The organism is Bacteroides sp. RTP31139st1_H2_RTP31139_211217, from assembly GCF_040227615.1.
Lineage (GTDB): Bacteria > Bacteroidota > Bacteroidia > Bacteroidales > Bacteroidaceae > Bacteroides > Bacteroides uniformis.
The window spans coordinates 1-16,267 of sequence record NZ_JBCNZM010000071.1 but is presented as its reverse complement, the minus strand read 5'-3'; the positions used below and the strand labels follow the sequence as shown (position 1 = coordinate 16,267).

General features: G+C 49.3%; 17 protein-coding genes, 1 tRNA gene and 2 pseudogenes. 10 read left to right on the top strand and 10 right to left on the bottom strand.

Annotation, left to right across the window (positions count from 1 at the left end; translation table 11 throughout):
• The 8 genes and pseudogenes from traK to ABUA47_RS13095 all read left to right on the top strand — a co-directional run.
• Window positions 1–562 (top strand): conjugative transposon protein TraK (traK, locus tag ABUA47_RS13130; RefSeq protein WP_349831658.1); only part of this gene is annotated, 562 nt, incomplete at its 5' end.
• Window positions 563–566: 4 nt separating this feature from the next.
• Entirely contained in the window at window positions 567–863 is a 297-nt protein-coding gene (locus ABUA47_RS13125) for a TraL conjugative transposon family protein (RefSeq protein WP_008648481.1), read from the top strand.
• Window positions 841–2,150 (top strand): annotated as a pseudogene (gene traM / locus ABUA47_RS13120) (conjugative transposon protein TraM). Before ABUA47_RS13125 ends, traM begins: the two are co-directional and overlap by 23 nt.
• Window positions 2,151–2,190: 40 nt before the next feature.
• Window positions 2,191–3,126: a conjugative transposon protein TraN gene (gene traN / locus ABUA47_RS13115; protein WP_217739311.1), complete on the top strand. Its 936-nt coding sequence runs from the start codon at window positions 2,191–2,193 to the stop codon at window positions 3,124–3,126.
• 2 nt (window positions 3,127–3,128) lie between these two features.
• Window positions 3,129–3,710 (top strand): conjugal transfer protein TraO, encoded by a 582-nt coding sequence (locus ABUA47_RS13110; RefSeq protein ID WP_211459183.1) that lies wholly within the window; start codon window positions 3,129–3,131, stop codon window positions 3,708–3,710.
• 3 nt (window positions 3,711–3,713) lie between these two features.
• Window positions 3,714–4,604 carry a DNA cytosine methyltransferase gene (locus tag ABUA47_RS13105; RefSeq protein WP_011202370.1) on the top strand — a complete coding sequence of 297 codons (891 nt, stop codon included), beginning with the start codon at window positions 3,714–3,716 and terminating at the stop codon, window positions 4,602–4,604.
• 15 nt (window positions 4,605–4,619) lie between these two features.
• A complete protein-coding gene (locus tag ABUA47_RS13100; RefSeq protein ID WP_011202369.1) occupies window positions 4,620–5,078 on the top strand; it encodes a DUF3872 domain-containing protein in 459 nt (152 codons plus the stop codon).
• Window positions 5,079–5,090: 12 nt separating this feature from the next.
• Entirely contained in the window at window positions 5,091–5,411 is a 321-nt protein-coding gene (locus ABUA47_RS13095) for a hypothetical protein (protein ID WP_004308767.1), read from the top strand.
• 203 nt (window positions 5,412–5,614) lie between these two features.
• On the opposite strand, the gene ABUA47_RS13090 is transcribed toward ABUA47_RS13095, so the two are convergent.
• The 6 genes from ABUA47_RS13090 to ABUA47_RS13065 form a co-directional block, all read right to left on the bottom strand.
• Window positions 5,615–6,097: a DUF6956 domain-containing protein gene (locus ABUA47_RS13090; protein WP_349831656.1), complete on the bottom strand. Its 483-nt coding sequence runs from the start codon at window positions 6,095–6,097 to the stop codon at window positions 5,615–5,617.
• Window positions 6,098–6,108: 11 nt separating this feature from the next.
• Complete coding sequence (locus ABUA47_RS13085; protein ID WP_055170732.1) at window positions 6,109–6,330, bottom strand: DUF3873 domain-containing protein; 222 nt, start codon at window positions 6,328–6,330, stop codon at window positions 6,109–6,111.
• Between the two features lie 77 nt (window positions 6,331–6,407).
• Entirely contained in the window at window positions 6,408–6,941 is a 534-nt protein-coding gene (locus ABUA47_RS13080) for an antirestriction protein ArdA (protein WP_004327304.1), read from the bottom strand.
• Between the two features lie 633 nt (window positions 6,942–7,574).
• Entirely contained in the window at window positions 7,575–8,105 is a 531-nt protein-coding gene (locus tag ABUA47_RS13075) for an ORF6N domain-containing protein (RefSeq protein ID WP_005924231.1), read from the bottom strand.
• 84 nt (window positions 8,106–8,189) lie between these two features.
• Window positions 8,190–9,419, bottom strand: coding sequence for a site-specific integrase (locus ABUA47_RS13070; RefSeq protein WP_008648492.1), 1,230 nt, complete (start codon window positions 9,417–9,419; stop codon window positions 8,190–8,192).
• A 273-nt stretch (window positions 9,420–9,692) separates the two neighbouring features.
• Window positions 9,693–9,777, bottom strand: a tRNA-Ser gene (locus ABUA47_RS13065).
• A gap of 116 nt (window positions 9,778–9,893) precedes the next feature.
• On the opposite strand from ABUA47_RS13065, the gene ABUA47_RS13060 reads away from it, so the two are divergent.
• Together ABUA47_RS13060 and ABUA47_RS13055 are read left to right on the top strand one after the other, a co-directional pair.
• Window positions 9,894–12,431 carry an endonuclease MutS2 gene (locus tag ABUA47_RS13060; protein ID WP_035448885.1) on the top strand — a complete coding sequence of 846 codons (2,538 nt, stop codon included), beginning with the start codon at window positions 9,894–9,896 and terminating at the stop codon, window positions 12,429–12,431.
• Between the two features lie 56 nt (window positions 12,432–12,487).
• Complete coding sequence (locus ABUA47_RS13055) at window positions 12,488–13,699, top strand: L-serine ammonia-lyase (protein WP_005831694.1); 1,212 nt, start codon at window positions 12,488–12,490, stop codon at window positions 13,697–13,699.
• Between the two features lie 75 nt (window positions 13,700–13,774).
• Here the strand turns inward: ABUA47_RS13055 and ABUA47_RS13050 are convergent, their stop codons facing one another.
• The 4 genes and pseudogenes from ABUA47_RS13050 to ABUA47_RS13035 form a co-directional block, all read right to left on the bottom strand.
• Complete coding sequence (locus ABUA47_RS13050; RefSeq protein WP_009038162.1) at window positions 13,775–14,278, bottom strand: PepSY-like domain-containing protein; 504 nt, start codon at window positions 14,276–14,278, stop codon at window positions 13,775–13,777.
• A 36-nt stretch (window positions 14,279–14,314) separates the two neighbouring features.
• Window positions 14,315–14,755, bottom strand: coding sequence for a PepSY-like domain-containing protein (locus tag ABUA47_RS13045; protein WP_005831697.1), 441 nt, complete (start codon window positions 14,753–14,755; stop codon window positions 14,315–14,317).
• Window positions 14,756–14,847: 92 nt separating this feature from the next.
• Window positions 14,848–16,137 carry a sensor histidine kinase gene (locus ABUA47_RS13040; RefSeq protein ID WP_009038161.1) on the bottom strand — a complete coding sequence of 430 codons (1,290 nt, stop codon included), beginning with the start codon at window positions 16,135–16,137 and terminating at the stop codon, window positions 14,848–14,850.
• Window positions 16,134–16,267 (bottom strand): annotated as a pseudogene (locus ABUA47_RS13035) (helix-turn-helix domain-containing protein); the annotation flags it as partial. The gene ABUA47_RS13040 and the pseudogene ABUA47_RS13035, both read right to left, overlap by 4 nt.

Here is a 16,267-nt window from a genome sequence, read left to right as displayed (position 1 = left end):
GGTATTCATCTGCCTGTGCGCACTGGTGACGGGCTTTGCCGTGTGGAACTCGTACAGCTTCGCCGAGAAGCAGCGGCAGAAGATATACGTCCTCGACAACGGCAAAAGCCTGATGCTGGCACTCTCGCAGGACATGGCACAAAACAGACCCGTGGAAGCGAAGTCGCACGTGCGGCGTTTCCACGAACTTTTCTTCACCTTATCACCCGAAAAGGGGGCTATCGAAAGCAACATCAAACGCTCGTTGTTTCTCGCCGACAAGACCGCTTTCAACTATTACAAGGACTTGGCGGAAAAGGGCTACTACAACCGGGTGATTTCCGGAAACGTCACGCAGACGGTGGAGATTGACAGCGTGAAGTGCGACTTCGACCAGTACCCCTACAAGGTGAACACGTATGCCCGCCAGTTGATTGTCCGGGAAAGCAGCCTGACGGTGCGAAGCCTTGTGACCTCGTGCCGGTTGCTTAACGCCACACGGAGCGACAACAACCCGCACGGCTTCATCATCGAAGCGTTCACCATTACCGAGAACAAGGATTTGCAGACCATTAAAAGATAGCCTTATGGAAAGAAAACGAAACCACATCGAAAAGGTGAGGGACTGGGCGGACGACCGCCTGCGCCGGATGTGCGGACGGATTACGCCGGGCAAAAGGCTGGCGGTTATCCTCGTGATGTTCTTCTTTTTCGGCGGCTTGTCTATCTACATCACCGTTTCATCAATATACAATATCGGGAAACGGGACGGGCAAAGGCTGCAAATAGAACACATCAGGCAACTGCCGTTGCACGGCAACGACACAACCAAAAGTATCAACCCGTTAAACAGACCGCAATATGGAAGAAGTACAGAAGAATGAGAACGGCACGACCGTACCGCAGGCGGACGGGAAGCCGAAAAAGGAAGACAAGCCCAAACGGGAACTTACCCCGCAGCAGGTGCAGCAGCGCAGGAAAATGATAGTCTTCCCGCTGATGTTCCTTGCCTTTGCAGGGTGCATGTACCTGATATTCGCACCCTCCGGCAAAGAGGACGTGAATGTGGAAAGCGTGGGCGGCTTCAATGCCGACATACCCCTGCCCGCAGAGGACGGGATTATAGCCGACAAGCAAAAGGCTTACGAGCAGGCGGTGATAAGCCGCAAACAGCAGGACAAGATACAATCCTTGCAGGACTTCGGTTTCACGCTGGACGATGATACGGAAGAACCACAAGAGGAAATCAATCTGATGCCGGAAGAAGATCCGAAGCCACAAAGGGGCGGCGGTACTTCTTCACGGGCGGCTTACCGGGACATCAACCGCCAGTTAAGCACGTTCTACGAAACGCCCCCTGTGGACGAGGAAAAAGAGGAATTGAAACGGCAGGTGGCGGAACTGACCGACCGACTGAAACAACAGCAGAACGCCACGCCTACGGCTGACGACCAAATGGCTCTCTTGGAAAAGTCCTACGAGCTGGCGGCAAGGTACATGAACGGCGGGCAGGGACAAGTCGCACAAGTCCCGGTAACGGGCGGCATTGAACGCAAGCCGGATGCGGTGGCGGTGCAGGCTATCCGGGAAACGACCGTTTCGGGATTGCAGCAGCCCATGAGCGATGCCGACTTCATCCGGGCTTACAGCCAGCCACGAAACTACGGCTTCAACACGGCGGTAGGCACGCTATGGGAAAGAACACGGTAGCCGCCTGCATCCACCAAGACCAAACGCTGGTGGACGGGCAGGCGGTGAAACTACGGCTGCTCGAACCCATGCAGGCGGGAAATATCGTTGTGCCGAAGAATACCCTCGTGGCGGGGACGGCAAAGGTGCAGGGCGAACGGCTCGACATACTGGTGTCCTCGATTGAGTACGCTGGCAACATCATCCCGGTGGAACTCGCCGTGTTCGACACGGACGGGCAAAAGGGGCTTTCCGTACCGTCCTCTATGGAGCAGGAAGCGTTCAACGAAGCTATGGCGAATATCGGAAGCGGGCTGGGTACAAGCATATCCTTTGCCCAAAGTGCCGGGCAGCAGGTGGCTATGGACGTGACAAGGGGATTGCTGCAAGGAACGTCCGGCTACCTCGCCAAGAAGTTCCGAACCGTGAAAGTGAAGCTGAAAGCCGGGTACAAGGTGATGCTTTACGCCAAACAGCAATAATTACTCAACAAATATTCATCCACTAAAATTTTAATTGACAATGAAACAGATTTTTGTATTGCTCGCCCTCTTACTGGGCGTGTGTGCGGCAAACGCACAAACTACTGACACCGTGAAGTATGCGGCTGGCAACGACTTGTACCGGGGCATTACCCGGAAACTGCCTTACCGACAAATGGTAACGCCCTACGGCGTGGAAGTGACCTTTGCCAAGACGGTGCATATCATCTTCCCCGCCGCCGTCCGCTACGTGGATTTGGGAAGCAACCACATCATAGCGGGTAAGGCGGACGGTGCGGAGAACGTAATCCGGGTGAAAGCCACGACAGAGGGCTTTCCGGGCGAAACGAACTTCTCCGTTATCTGCGAGGACGGCAGTTTCTTTTCATTCAATGCCAAGTACGCCCGTGAACCGGAAATGCTCAATATCGAAATGAAAGACTTCTTGGAAAATGAAGATACGTCCGATTTCTCGCATACTCGCATGAACATCTATTTCCGGGAACTGGGCAATGAAAGCCCGCTACTGGTGAAGCTGATAATGCAGAGCATCTACAAGAACAATGACCGGAAAGTGCGCCACTTGGGTAGCAAGCGTTTCGGCATACAGTTCTTAATCAAGGGGATTTACACCTATAACGGGATGCTCTATGTACACACGCAGACGAAGAACAGTTCCAACGTGCCTTTCGATACCGATTTCATCAAGTTTAAGATAGTCGATAAGAAAGTACCCAAACGCACGGCTATTCAGGAAACGGTGCTGGATGCGGTACGCAGTTACAACGAGGTAGTAGAGATTGCCGGGAAAAGCACCGTCCGCACGGTGTACGCCCTGCCGAAGTTCACCATTCCTGACGACAAACTGCTGTTGGTGGAACTCTACGAGAAAAACGGCGGGCGGCATCAGACCATACGGGTGGAGAACGCCGACATCGTGAACGCGGAAGTGATTGACGAACTCAAAATCAAATAGGAATGAAGAAACACATCTTTATAATGATGCTTTTTGCGCTGTGCCTGACCTCGTTTCAGGCACACGCACAAAGATACCTGCCGGGCATGAAAGGCTTGCAGGTCACGGCGGGCATGACGGACGGGGTGCATTGGAACGCCAATACGGATTTTGCCTACCACATCGGGGCGGCGTACAGCGTTTACACCAAGAACGCAAACCGCTGGGTGATTGGCGGGGAATACCTGCACAAGAAGTATGACTACAAGGATATGCAGATACCCGTAGAACAGTTCACCGCAGAGGGCGGCTATTACCTGAAATTCCTATCGGACAGGAGAAAGACCTTTTTCCTTTCATTGGGCTTGTCGGCTCTCGCCGGGTACGAAACAAGCAACCGAAGCGAAAAGCTGCTGCCGGACGGCTCTACCTTGCTGGATAAGGACTGCTTCATTTACGGCGGTGCGCTGACACTGGAACTGGAAACCTACCTGACCGACCGGGTGGCTTTGCTGTTGAACGCAAGGGAACGGGCGTTGTTCGGCTCGGACATAGGTAAGTTCCACACGCAGGTATCTTTGGGACTGAAATTCATTATCAATTAGCCTATGGTACTGCTGGAATTATTTTCGGGCATTGGCGGTTTCAGCAAGGGGCTGGAAGCCGCCGGATATACTTTCGACAAGGTATATTTTTCAGAGATAGACAAACACGCAATCGCTAACTTCAAATACAATTTTCCTTATGCGGAACACATCGGAACAGTTACAAATATCGGGGAAGTCGGCATCGAACGTCCACACATTGTCACTTTCGGAAGCCCTTGCCAAAATTTTAGCGCAATCGGGGACGGAAAGGGACTGCAAGGGGGAGAAAGCCACCTTGTCAGATATGCAGTCGAAGCCGTTAGGCGTTTCAGACCTGACGTTTTTATATGGGAGAACGTTAAGGGAATATTCTTCGCAAGACATCGCCCGGATTTTTGGAGCATTGTCAAAGCGTTTGCCGACATTGGCGGTTATAGACTTGAATGGCAACTGTTTAATACGGCATGGTTTCTACCCCAAAATCGGGAGCGAATGTACCTTGTCGGACGTGCTGCAAAGAAATGTACCGCAGACATATTTCCTTTCCCGGCGCCGGGTGGAATGTATGGTAAGGTCGGGGGTGATGAACCCGCTGCTCGTCCAAGCGGAACTATAACAAGGAACTACGGCAGGCAGCCCAACATTGGGAATTATGTCTTGTGCCTGAAAAAAGGCGAAACCTATAACGGCAAGCTGACAGCAAGCCAGCTTTCACAAGTACGTATGCTTACGGAAGTGGAATGCGAAAGGCTGCAAGGCTTTCCCGACAACTATACCAGATACGGGATATATGACGGAGAGAGGAAAGAGATAGCGAAGATACACCGTTATGCCTTGCTCGGAAATGCGGTCAGTGTTCCGGTCGTCAGGGAAGTTGCCGCCCGAATTAGGCAAACGACTACTTTATTTTGATAACCCCTATATATAATGTATATGAAGAATGTAATGTATAAAATCATCATGGGCTGCTGCATCGTGGCCGCCCTTGTACTTGTCACCGCCTGTAATGACAACTTGGATATTCAGCAGGCGTACCCGTTCAGCATTGAAACGCTGCCAGTACCCAAAAGGCTGAAAGTCGGGGAAACCGCCGAAATACGTTGCCAACTGGTGCGTGGCGGCTACTACCAGCCGACTACCTATCAGATAAGGTACTTCCAGCCGGACGGCAAAGGGAAGCTGGAAATGGATAACGGCACGGTGTTCCTGCCCAATGACTTTTACCCGCTGGAGAAAGAAACATTCCGGCTCTACTACACCTCGGCATCGACAGACCAGCAGACGATTGACATTTATATCATCGACAGCTTCGGGCAGATGCAGCAACTTACACTATCATTTAATAATGACAACAGCGAAGAAGGAACGGAAACAATAACCCCCTAATAATAAAACGACATGGTAAAAATAGAATTGGATATAGAAGGCATCTCGTGGTACATAGAAACCACGTTGGAAACAGATACAGTTCCGGCAGTAGGTGACATCATCATTGTGGACAAGGACTGTATTTCCGAACGTGACAGTGCTGAATTATGGAAAACGCCGTCCAATCAGGTTTTCAAATGGGCGGACGAAGAAGATGATGCGCCCGTAATGGTATGGTTCGATTGCGAAACGGAAATGCTTGTCAATAAACGGACATGGAAATATGACATCGAGGAAGAAGAAACCGTGTGCATACTTGGGGTAAAATTTATTCACTATGAGGATTTATAGTTGCGACATCCGTTTTTATCATCCTCTTGGGAAACCGGGTATGGAATGATACGCAAAGCGTAAATATCGGGCAGACAGCCCGCCGGGAAGCATCGGCGGGCTGTTTCCATGATAGGGAAAACGAAAGGCTTCTTTGTTACTTTCTTCACCCGCTGGCAGGCTCACGGAAGAAAGTAACGGCGGCAAGCAGCCGCCGTCCTCTATCAACTGGTTTTAAGGCTCTTTATGGACGTGTATTTCTCTAACCACACCTTTACCTGCTCCATGTTATATTCGCCCGTGATGATTGCCGTATGGTCGTCTATGGCTACAAACCGGACACTTTCATATCTGTTTACCCAGCCTTGCAGGGAACAGACGCCCCACGTTTCCACATCTGCAAAAACACTGCGGTCTATCCGGCTGATTGGCTCGCCGAAAACTACCGTCATTATCTGAAAGTCCGGTTTGTCCTCCAACAGTTGCAAATGGTGCAGCGTGCCGAACTCGTCTATTTTGCGCCCCCACGCCCACACATCATTATACAAATCATCGCCCCACTGGTGCGGGTGGTCGAAACGGACTTTTACCTCTATGGTGTGTTCGTTTTCTTCTGTGTCCTCGATAACGCCCGTTACCATTAAGCCCGTAAAAATACACTCGCAACGCCTGCCGATAAGCTCCTTGTTTACTTCTGTCGTTTTCATGTCCCTGAAATTTACTTGTTTATTACTCCGTTCTTCTTCGCTACCCATTCGTCACGCCTGCGGCGGCACTCGTCCAGCGTTTTGGCTACCGTGCTGAAAAGTTCGCCGTCAAAGTGCCGGTAGTCATATTGAAAATAAATCTGTCCCCTGAATGCGCCTAAGCAACATTTCACGTATTTTTCTTCTCCCGGTGTTTGGGTGATGCTTACCCCGTTTTTGTTAAGTGACTGCATGATGTCTTATTTTTTTATGGTTATAAACTTGGTTGTTTTAAGCGGGCAGGGCTTTGACACCCCGCCCGGATTGGTTGTTATGCCGCACGGAACACAAAGCCGTCATCAAACCAGTAATCGCACATGAACAGGTCACGGGCAAACTGTTTGTAATCGAAATAGGTCTTTGCGAACTCCGGCAGGTCGTAACATTCCTCTACAATTTCATAGGCGAAATCTTCTTCATCGTCATATTCCCCTTGATATTCATCCCGGAAATCCCGTACAAGGTCGTCCGCATCTTCCTCGCCCAAATCATGGCTTTTATAGTTGCACCACACGAAAAAGGCTTCCTGCTCGGTGTCGCTCAAATCCTCCACCGCATCACGCAGGGCAAAGAAGTTTTCAGAAATCCAGCTTTCGCCGATTAAGCCCTCCGGCACGTTCTCCCAGTCCTGAAACATGTATTCCGCATCTTCCTCGTCCTTGTGCAGCTCCCGGCAGGCTTCATAAAATTCTTCCTTGTCCGAATAGTCCGAAAGGTCGAGCCATGCGCCGGACAATGAACCGTTGTTGTACTTGGCATAAGTGCCTACATAAACTTTTGCTTCCGATAATACCTTTGCTTCCATATTGCTGTAATTTTTTAAGTTTTTAATTTTATGCGGATTTGAGAGGTGAGGGAGTTGAAGTTTCACTGAACTTTTTTCCTGTTTCCCGTAAATCCGACTTTTTTTTTATGCGTCTTCCGGTCGGGTCGGTCGTTTTCGTTTCACATAGGCGTAAAAGGGTAGTGTTTAGAGTTTGCAAGGTTTTGGGCAAAAAATACCTCGCAAGGCAGGGAAGATTTTTTCGCCAAACCGGAACGGCTCGACCTTGCAAAATCGTGAAGAACACGTAACTACCTTTGCCTATTGAAATGATTAAAACGACTGTCCCGGCTGGGGGACTGCGTAAGAGGAAGATTTACAGATAGGGAAACCGGGAAAAGTGCCTGTTCTCTTTCATCTTTTAGGGAACACTCCATGCGGGCGGGAAAGGCAAGGGTGTTGTGAGCTTGCTTGCAATACGCTTGTGCGGGTTTCCAACGGCTCTTTTCACGAAATACAGTCAGCCATGCCACGCACGGCTGGCGTTTCGGGGAATGTGCCAGTTGGAAAAGGATATAAAAAATGCGGGTAGTCGGTGGACTGCCCGCAAGGTGGAAGAATGTACTTTATTGGGATATAGTTTGTTAGGCGGAATTTCGTTACCGAAATCGTTACCTATTCGTTTTTGTCACGGTTATAGGTAACGAAACCTACCGGACGGCGTTCTTTCTGTTGTTTCGACTGGCTTAGAAGCTGGGTAAGGGCTTGGTACAGTTCGTTGAACTGCGCATCGGTGCTTACCTCCAGTTCCTCGATGCGCCTTGACAGTTCCTCGTAACCGATTGCCATTTGGCGCATGAGGACAAAAGCCCGCATGATTGAAATGTTTACTTCTATGGCTACTTTGGAGCGGAGAACCGAAGAAAGCATGGCTACGCCCTGCTCGGTGAAAGCCATAGGCATAGCAACGCCGAAGTTGTAATCAGGGGGTATCACATTTTGTGATACCCCTATGGATAACAGCAAGTTAGCTTCCTCTTGGGTGAGTACAAACATAAAATCACCCGGAAAACGCTCGATATTGCGCTTGACCGCCTGCTTCAAGGCTCGTGTTTCCACTTGGTAGAGTTCTGCCAAATGATAATCGAGCATCACCCGGCAACCTCTGACCTCAAAAATCTTGTTTTGGATAATCTGCAAATCCATAATCGTATATTTTAGGAGATTTAGCAATGTCGGAATAATAGTAAGGACTGGTCACAAATTGTGACCAGTTCCCAATAATCAAGATTACATGGCGACTTCCTTGTAAATCTTCTCGATGCCGACAAACTTCTTGTCAAGCCCCTGCATATCGCTGCCTATCTTGCTGTTGGTGATGCGGGCGTAAATTTGCGTGGTTTCTATGTTTGTGTGTCCCAGCATCTTGGACACCGTTTCAATGGGTACGCCCTTTGACAGCGTGGTGGTCGTGGCGAACGTGTGCCGGGCAAGGTGGAATGTCAGGTTCTTTTTAATACCGCATATATCGGCAATCTCTTTCAAGTAGGCGTTTAGCTTCTGATTGCTGATTACGGGAAGTATCTTGCCGTCCGGCAACTTGCCCTTGTACTTCTTCAAAATCATCTTGGGAATATCCAGCAGGGGAACATTCACGTCCGTATTCGTCTTTTGCCGCTTGGTGATTATCCAAAGGTTACCGTCAAAGGACTTTTGGATATTCTCCTGCCGCAAGTTGGCGACATCGCTGTAAGCCAAACCGCAGAAACAGGAAAAGACGAACAAGTCCCTGACGTGTTCCAGCCGTTCGGAAACCATTTTCTTTTTAAGGATGATTTTTATCTCGTCCTCCGTCAAGTAGCCCCTATCCACTTTTTCCAGCCTGATTTTGTAGCTGGCGAACGGGTCACCCACCAGTATGCCGTTGTTGCGGGCAATGATGATGATGCGCTTGAAGAACTGCATGAACTTGGCGGTGGTGTTGTAACCGCACTTGCAGGCGGTACGCAAATACAACTCAAAATCGGTAATGAACATTGGGCTTATCTCCTTTATGGATATGTCCGATACGTTGTACTTGCTTTGGATAAATTCAGCGAGGTGGCGGCGGGTCACTTCATACTTGCGGTAGGTCGCTATCGTCTTGGATATGCCCACAAGCTGCTTCACATCGTCATTGTGCTTTTGGAACAATGAAAGGATTGTTTCGTGGCTCTCGCTGTGTCCCAAGAACTCGTTCTTCACTTTCTCGGCAGTCACGTAGTTGTCACGCCGCTGCATTTCGTGGTAAATGGTGTTCAGGGAAGAACGTATGTCGTCCAGCAGGGCGTTTATTCTTCCGGCATCCCTGCCTTTGGCTTTGCCTGCGGCAATGCTCCAGTTGTCGGGCTGGATGCTCTGTTTCGTACTGAACTGGCAAAGTTTGCCGTCTATGGTGATGCGTGCCATAATCATAACCTCGCCGTTTTTCTTTTCAGAACCTTTCTTCAAATAAAAAAGAACCTTGAATGTCGATTTCATAACTCACTTTTTTTAGTTGCAAAATTAATTTTTACCTCTCGTTTTCGAGTTATGCAGACTATGGACTAATCAAGTCATTATCAGGTCATTTATGGACAAATCGTTACCGTTTTTGTCCGGCAGGGAATAGGTAACGATTTAGTAACGAAACTTTGTCTTTTACCGTACTTTTGAAGTCTTGGAAGCAGGACTTTCGGGCAATAAAAAAAGCCACAAATCATTGATTTGTAGCTTTTTGTCCGTTTGCTGACCATTTCTGTCCAGCACGTTCAGCGGAGAGACAGGGATTCGAACCCCGGGTGCCTCGCAGCACAACGGTTTTCAAGACCGCCGCAATCGACCACTCTGCCACCTCTCCTAAAACTTCCTTTTCGGGAAGTGCTTTCCTCTTTAAAGCGGTGCAAAGGTACAAATCATTTTTAATTCTGCAAACTTCCTTTCTCTTTTTTCATGAATTAATAGTACTTTTGCACCATGATATATCCGCAGAACTTTGAACAGAAAATAGGTTTCGACCAAATACGCCAATTGCTGAAAGAAAAATGCCTCAGTACACTTGGCGAAGAACGGGTGATGGACATGGCATTCTCCGACCACTTTGGAGAGGTGGAGGAGCGTTTGGACCAAGTCACTGAATTTGTACGCATACTCCAAGAAGAAGACAACTTCCCGGCACAATACTTTTTTGATGTACGTCCGTCACTGAAACGCATACGCGTGGAAGGCATGTATCTAGATGAACAAGAGCTCTTTGACCTGCGCCGTTCACTAGAAACCATACGTGATATTGTACGCTTCCTACAGAAAAGCGACGATGATGAGGAAGAGGGCACTTCCCCCTACCCTTGTCTGAAAAGACTGGCAGGAGACATCACCGTTTTCCCACAGCTCATAGCAAAAATAAACGGCATCCTCTCTCCTTACGGAAAAATCAAGGACAATGCCTCTACAGAGTTGGCACGCATCCGCCGGGAACTGGCAAGTACTATGGGAAGCATCTCCCGCTCACTGAACAGTATTCTACGAAATGCCCAGTCCGAGGGCGTTGTGGACAAAGACGTAACACCCACCATGCGTGACGGCCGTCTGGTCATTCCCGTTGCACCGGCACTGAAACGGAAAATACGCGGTATTGTACACGACGAGTCGGCCAGTGGTAAAACCGTATTCATCGAGCCTGCCGAAGTAGTGGAAGCCAACAATCGCATACGAGAACTTGAAGGTGACGAACGCAGAGAAATTATCCGCATCCTGACGGGCTTCTCCAACCAGTTGCGTCCCTCCATCCCCGACGTACTGCTATCATACGAGTTCCTTGCCGAAATAGACTTCATACGTGCCAAAGCATTGTTTGCCGAGCAAATATCCGGACTGAAACCGGCTCTCGAAAACAAGCAACTGCTGGACTGGACAATGGCGGTACACCCACTCTTGCAACTTTCTCTCGCCAAACATGGCAAAAAAGTCGTACCGCTTGACATCGAACTGAATGAGAAGCAACGTATCCTCATCATCTCCGGTCCGAACGCAGGCGGCAAGTCCGTCTGCTTAAAGACAGTAGGCTTATTACAATACATGCTGCAATCCGGACTACTCATCCCGATGCACGAACGCAGTCATGCCGGAATATTCAGCAGTATATTCATCGACATCGGTGACGAGCAGTCCATTGAAGATGATTTGAGCACCTACTCCTCCCACCTTACGAACATGAAAATCATGATGAAAAGCTGCAACGAACGGAGCCTCATCCTGATTGATGAATTCGGGGGCGGAACAGAACCCCAGATAGGAGGTGCCATTGCCGAAGCCGTATTGAAGCGTTTCAACCAGAAACAGACGTTCGGTGTCATCACCACACACTACCAGAACCTGAAGCATTTTGCCGAAGACCACGAAGGTGTAGTGAATGGCGCCATGCTCTACGACCGCCATCTGATGCAGGCACTGTTCCAACTACAGATAGGCAATCCGGGCTGTTCGTTCGCTGTGGAGATTGCCCGCAAGATAGGTCTGCCGGAAGATGTCATCGCCGATGCCTCGGAAATTGTGGGCAGCGAATACATCAACGCCGATAAGTACCTGCAGGACATTGTGCGCGACAAACGCTATTGGGAAGGCAAACGCCAGACAATACGCCAGCGTGAAAAGCACATGGAAGAGACCATCGAGCGTTATCAGACCGAAATCGAAGATTTGCAGAAATCCCGGAAGGATATTCTGCGCAAAGCGAAAGAAGAGGTGGATCAACTGATGCAGGAAGCCAATGCACGCATCGAGAACACCATACGCTCCATCAAAGAAGCCCAGGCAGAAAAAGAAAAGACACGCCAGGCCCGCCAGGAGTTGACGGACTTCCGCGAATCAATGGAAGCGCTTGCCAACAAGGAACTGGAAGAAAAAATTGCCCGCAAGATGGAAAAGCTGAAAGAAAAGCAGAACCGGAAAAAGGAAAAGAAAGCAGGCGATGGAAAAGAGAACGGACCGTCTGCCCAGGCTTTGGCAGAACAGCAGGCGCGGAAAGAAGCGGAACGCCTCGCGGCAATCGTCCCCGGCTGCAACGTCAGAATAAAGGGACAGACCTCTGTGGGCGAGGTAATGGAAGTGAACGGCAAGAATGCGATTATCGCGTTCGGCAGCATCAAGACTACCGTCAAGCTGGACAGGCTGGAACGCACCAACGCGCAGCCCAAACAAGCTGACGTGTCCGCCAAAAGCACTTTCATCAGCGTCCAGACCCAAGACAGCATGTATGAGAAGAAACTACATTTCAAGCAAGACATTGATGTCCGTGGCATGCGTGGCGACGAAGCCTTGCAAGCCGTTACCTATTTCATTGATGACGCCATCCTTGTCGGCATGTCACGCGTGCGTATCCTTCACGGAACGGGAACAGGCATCCTGCGCATGCTTATCCGTCAATATCTGGAAACTGTTCCCGGAGTGCGCCACTTTGCCGACGAACATATACAGTTCGGCGGAGCAGGCATCACCGTTGTGGACTTGAGTTAATGGATAATTGACAGTTGATAATTGATAGTTAAAGCTAAATCATAAATCTGAAATATATGAAATCAATCAAAGAACTCTACCGTATCGGTACCGGTCCATCCAGCAGCCACACCATGGGACCGCGCAAGGCAGCTCAGATATTCCTGGAAAGGCATCCCGAAGCAGCCGCATTCCAAGTAACCCTATACGGAAGCCTCGCCGCTACCGGCAAGGGACACATGACCAATGTTGCCATCACCGAGACATTGCAACCCGCAGCACCGGTAGAAATAATCTGGGAACCCAAAATATTCCTGCCCTTCCATCCCAACGGCATGAAATTCGTCTCTTTGGACAGCGAAGGCAAGGAGACCGACCAATGGACTGTATTCAGTGTCGGCGGCGGTGCCCTGGCAGAAGAGAATGACGGAGCATCATCCGTAAACACCCCGGATGTATACGAAATGAACAGTATGACCGAAATACTACAATGGTGTGAACGTACCGGAAAAAGTTACTGGGAGTACGTCAAGGAATGCGAGGAAAGCGACATTTGGGATTACCTGCAGGAGGTATGGAAAACCATGCAGGCTGCCGTAAAACGGGGATTGGATAGTGAAGGAGTCTTGCCTGGCCCTCTGAATCTGCGCCGAAAGGCTTCTACCTATTATATACGTGCCAGTGGCTACAAGGCTTCCCTCCAGTCGCGCGGACTGGTATTTGCCTATGCCTTGGCAGTAAGTGAAGAAAATGCGTCAGGTGGGGTCATTGTCACTGCACCTACCTGCGGTTCGTGTGGCATTGTACCGGCAGTGCTCTATCATCTGCAAAAAAGCCGGGAGTTCAGCGACACACGCATACTCCGTGCCCTTGCCACAGCCGGACTGATAGGAAACATCGTGAAGACCAACGCTTCCATTTCGGGAGCGGAAGCCGGATGCCAGGCAGAGGTAGGCGTAGCATGTTCCATGGCATCAGCCGCAGCCAACCAATTGTTTGGAGGCAGTCCGGCACAAATAGAATATGCCGCTGAAATGGGATTGGAGCATCATTTGGGAATGACCTGCGACCCGGTTTGTGGGTTGGTACAAATCCCGTGCATCGAACGTAATGCCTACGCCGCCGCACGTGCCCTGGATGCCAACCTTTACTCCTCCTTCACCGATGGCATGCACCGCGTATCATTCGACAAGGTGGTGGAAGTCATGAAAGAAACCGGAAACGACCTGCCCTCCCTCTACAAAGAAACCAGCGAAGGAGGACTGGCGAAGGATTATAAGCCGATGTAGTTAGAGATTACGGATTAAGGATGAAGGATTAGGGGTGTGCAATCATATTGAACCTTAATCCCTAACCCCTCATCCCTAATCAAGTTTTACCGGCCAATGCGTATCATCCCTATTACCGCTCACATCTTTTGTCTGTAGCAAGCCGCCTTCTTCCGAATAGAACAATTGATACTCTGCATTTCCCTTTTCAACTTCAATGACAAACTGCATAGGCACTACCGGATACTCCAAAAGAACAATCTCCTCTATCTTCCAACCGGCATACTCACTGGCGCTGAAAGAGGTCTGTACTGTTCCCGGAAGATTATTCCAAAGCAATTCGGTTTCCGTCAGTTGCCATTCCGCCTGATTATTGAACCATACATCCTTTTCCTGCCCATCCACTTTACAATCTGCAACGAAATAGCCCCCTTTCTGTTCCCATTCCACATGGATTGCGGAAGGGTATTTGGACTTCAATGCTTGTGACATTGCTTCGGGCACTTTGACATCATCCTTGTCGTCATCATCACTGCATGCACCAAGTGCCAAGGCGGCGATGAACATCATCGCCAACATTTGAATCTTTATTCTCATCATTTCTCTATAAAGTTTAGGTTAATAGTTACTGGAGAATCAATCGTCCATGCTGACGAACTTTCCCTTTTTGTTGAACTTCAAAGAGTAGTCATTACCCAATTCAATTTCCACACCGGTACGTCCGCGTTCGATTTTAGTAATAATCTCTCTCGGGAAGTTAGCCTTCACATACTCCTTTACCGGAACCGGAATCAATGCTTCGGGAACAGCGGACTTCTTGCAATCCACTTCCAACCAATTTCCTTTCTTGTCGAAGTCTATTTCCGTACGGTCTGTCAACAGCACTTCATATTTTTTAGTCTGCAATATTTCACTTTCAATCTTGATGTGTGAAATGTGCGGTTTCGAGAAATACTGGTTGATAAAATTGCGTGCCGTCAGCGGAAGCTGCTTGGTATCCTGAGTGATGACATCACCGGCAAAGGCAAACTGAACAGCTACAAGAGCCAACACAAGAATAGACAATACTTTCTTCATAATCGTTATTTTTTAATGTTACTAATAAATTTCATATTATTCACACTGCAAATAACGGTAGAGAATTAGGAAAGATTTGGGAACAATCGCAGTTAACGGTAAATTTCACTTTCTTTAACCAGACGGAAGGTATGCATACCGTCTTGCCATTCATACGTGAGCTTCAATGAAGACGACAACGCAATGGAACGCGCTATGGCAAGCCCCAGTCCGGTGGAGTCCTTCTTGCCATCCATGCCATGATAGAAACGCCGGAACAACTTCTCTCCATCCAAAGGAACATCACCCGTATTCTTTATGACCAGCGAAGTTGGAGTGGTAAGTACCTGCAACTCTCCCCCTTCCCTATTGTGCAGCAACGAATTCTTCACCAGATTGGAAACCAGTATTTGCGCCAGCGAATGGTTGCAACGGATAATAAAAGGCTGCTCCTCCCGTTTTCGTATCAGTCTCACCTGCTTATGTTCATAGATATCCATCAGGTCGGGCAAGAGTTCATCCAATATCTCATCCACCGAGACATCCTCCATCTCGGTATACTGCCCGTTCTCTATACGGGAAAGCAACAGCAGGGACTTGTTCAGTTTTACGGCACGCCCCAGCGTGGCATATATCTCGTCCAGCTGCTCCATTTGCTGTTCCGTCATCCCTTCACTCTCAGCCAGCAGTTCCACTTTTCCCCTCACGATGGCAAGCGGTGTCTGCAACTCATGCGAGGCATTCTCGATGAACTGCTTCTGCTCCTCGTATGCCTTGTAGCTGCGGTTGCCCATATCCAATGCAGCATCGCTCAGCTGGCGGAACTCCCGTATCTTCGTCGGGTTGTCCAATGGAGGCACCTCCTTGCCGGGCTGAATGCAGTGCAGCCAGTCAAGCAACCTATGTAACGGACGGAACACTCCCTTCAGCACCAACTGGATGCCGATGGAAGTACAGATGAGAAACAACAGGAACAGCGCTCCCAGATACCAAAGCATAGCCTCCACCATGTCATCCCGCTCCAAAATGGAAATCATCAGTTTCAACTCATAATATTGCCCGTCGGGCATACGGAAAGCGGTACACATGACACGTACCGGTTCGTCTTCATCCTCCAGTTCGATATAAACCGTAGCATCATAGAACACTTGTCTGTAATGCCGCCCTTCCTCTTCGGATATAGGAGTGAACTTATAGAAAGACATCAACGAGCCTTCCGTTTCGAGTATCGAGGGGTCGTGAAGCGCACTCTCCATCAATATCTCACCGTAATTCTCCAACGTATCGTCCGTCTCATCCACCACCTCGTCAATGATTGCGTAATAGAACAGCACACCCCACACTGCCATCAACAGAAACAGCAGCAATGCAAGTTTGCGGTAGGTGTAGCTCAGCAGCTTCATAGTTCGGAGAGTTTGTAGCCGAATCCATAGACAGCCTTTAATTCTATGGTAGCCTCAGCTTGTTTCAATTTCTTACGCAGATTCTTCACTTGCGAGTAGATAAAATCCAACGAATCCGCCTGGTCTATAT

What these genes read in the sequence shown, in the direction of transcription:
- ABUA47_RS13070 (WP_008648492.1), bottom strand. Translation starts at nt 9,419, where the DNA reads ATGAAATCGACATTCAAGGTTCTTTTTTATTTGAAGAAAGGTTCTGAA.
- ABUA47_RS13040 (WP_009038161.1), bottom strand. Translation starts at nt 16,137, where the DNA reads ATGAAGCTGCTGAGCTACACCTACCGCAAACTTGCATTGCTGCTGTTT.
- traN (WP_217739311.1), top strand. Translation starts at nt 2,191, where the DNA reads ATGAAACAGATTTTTGTATTGCTCGCCCTCTTACTGGGCGTGTGTGCG.
- ABUA47_RS13090 (WP_349831656.1), bottom strand. Translation starts at nt 6,097, where the DNA reads ATGAAAACGACAGAAGTAAACAAGGAGCTTATCGGCAGGCGTTGCGAG.
- ABUA47_RS13085 (WP_055170732.1), bottom strand. Translation starts at nt 6,330, where the DNA reads ATGCAGTCACTTAACAAAAACGGGGTAAGCATCACCCAAACACCGGGA.
- ABUA47_RS13100 (WP_011202369.1), top strand. Translation starts at nt 4,620, where the DNA reads ATGTATATGAAGAATGTAATGTATAAAATCATCATGGGCTGCTGCATC.
- ABUA47_RS13110 (WP_211459183.1), top strand. Translation starts at nt 3,129, where the DNA reads ATGAAGAAACACATCTTTATAATGATGCTTTTTGCGCTGTGCCTGACC.
- ABUA47_RS13080 (WP_004327304.1), bottom strand. Translation starts at nt 6,941, where the DNA reads ATGGAAGCAAAGGTATTATCGGAAGCAAAAGTTTATGTAGGCACTTAT.
- ABUA47_RS13125 (WP_008648481.1), top strand. Translation starts at nt 567, where the DNA reads ATGGAAAGAAAACGAAACCACATCGAAAAGGTGAGGGACTGGGCGGAC.
- ABUA47_RS13050 (WP_009038162.1), bottom strand. Translation starts at nt 14,278, where the DNA reads ATGATGAGAATAAAGATTCAAATGTTGGCGATGATGTTCATCGCCGCC.
- ABUA47_RS13105 (WP_011202370.1), top strand. Translation starts at nt 3,714, where the DNA reads ATGGTACTGCTGGAATTATTTTCGGGCATTGGCGGTTTCAGCAAGGGG.
- ABUA47_RS13075 (WP_005924231.1), bottom strand. Translation starts at nt 8,105, where the DNA reads ATGGATTTGCAGATTATCCAAAACAAGATTTTTGAGGTCAGAGGTTGC.
- ABUA47_RS13055 (WP_005831694.1), top strand. Translation starts at nt 12,488, where the DNA reads ATGAAATCAATCAAAGAACTCTACCGTATCGGTACCGGTCCATCCAGC.
- ABUA47_RS13060 (WP_035448885.1), top strand. Translation starts at nt 9,894, where the DNA reads ATGATATATCCGCAGAACTTTGAACAGAAAATAGGTTTCGACCAAATA.
- ABUA47_RS13045 (WP_005831697.1), bottom strand. Translation starts at nt 14,755, where the DNA reads ATGAAGAAAGTATTGTCTATTCTTGTGTTGGCTCTTGTAGCTGTTCAG.
- ABUA47_RS13095 (WP_004308767.1), top strand. Translation starts at nt 5,091, where the DNA reads ATGGTAAAAATAGAATTGGATATAGAAGGCATCTCGTGGTACATAGAA.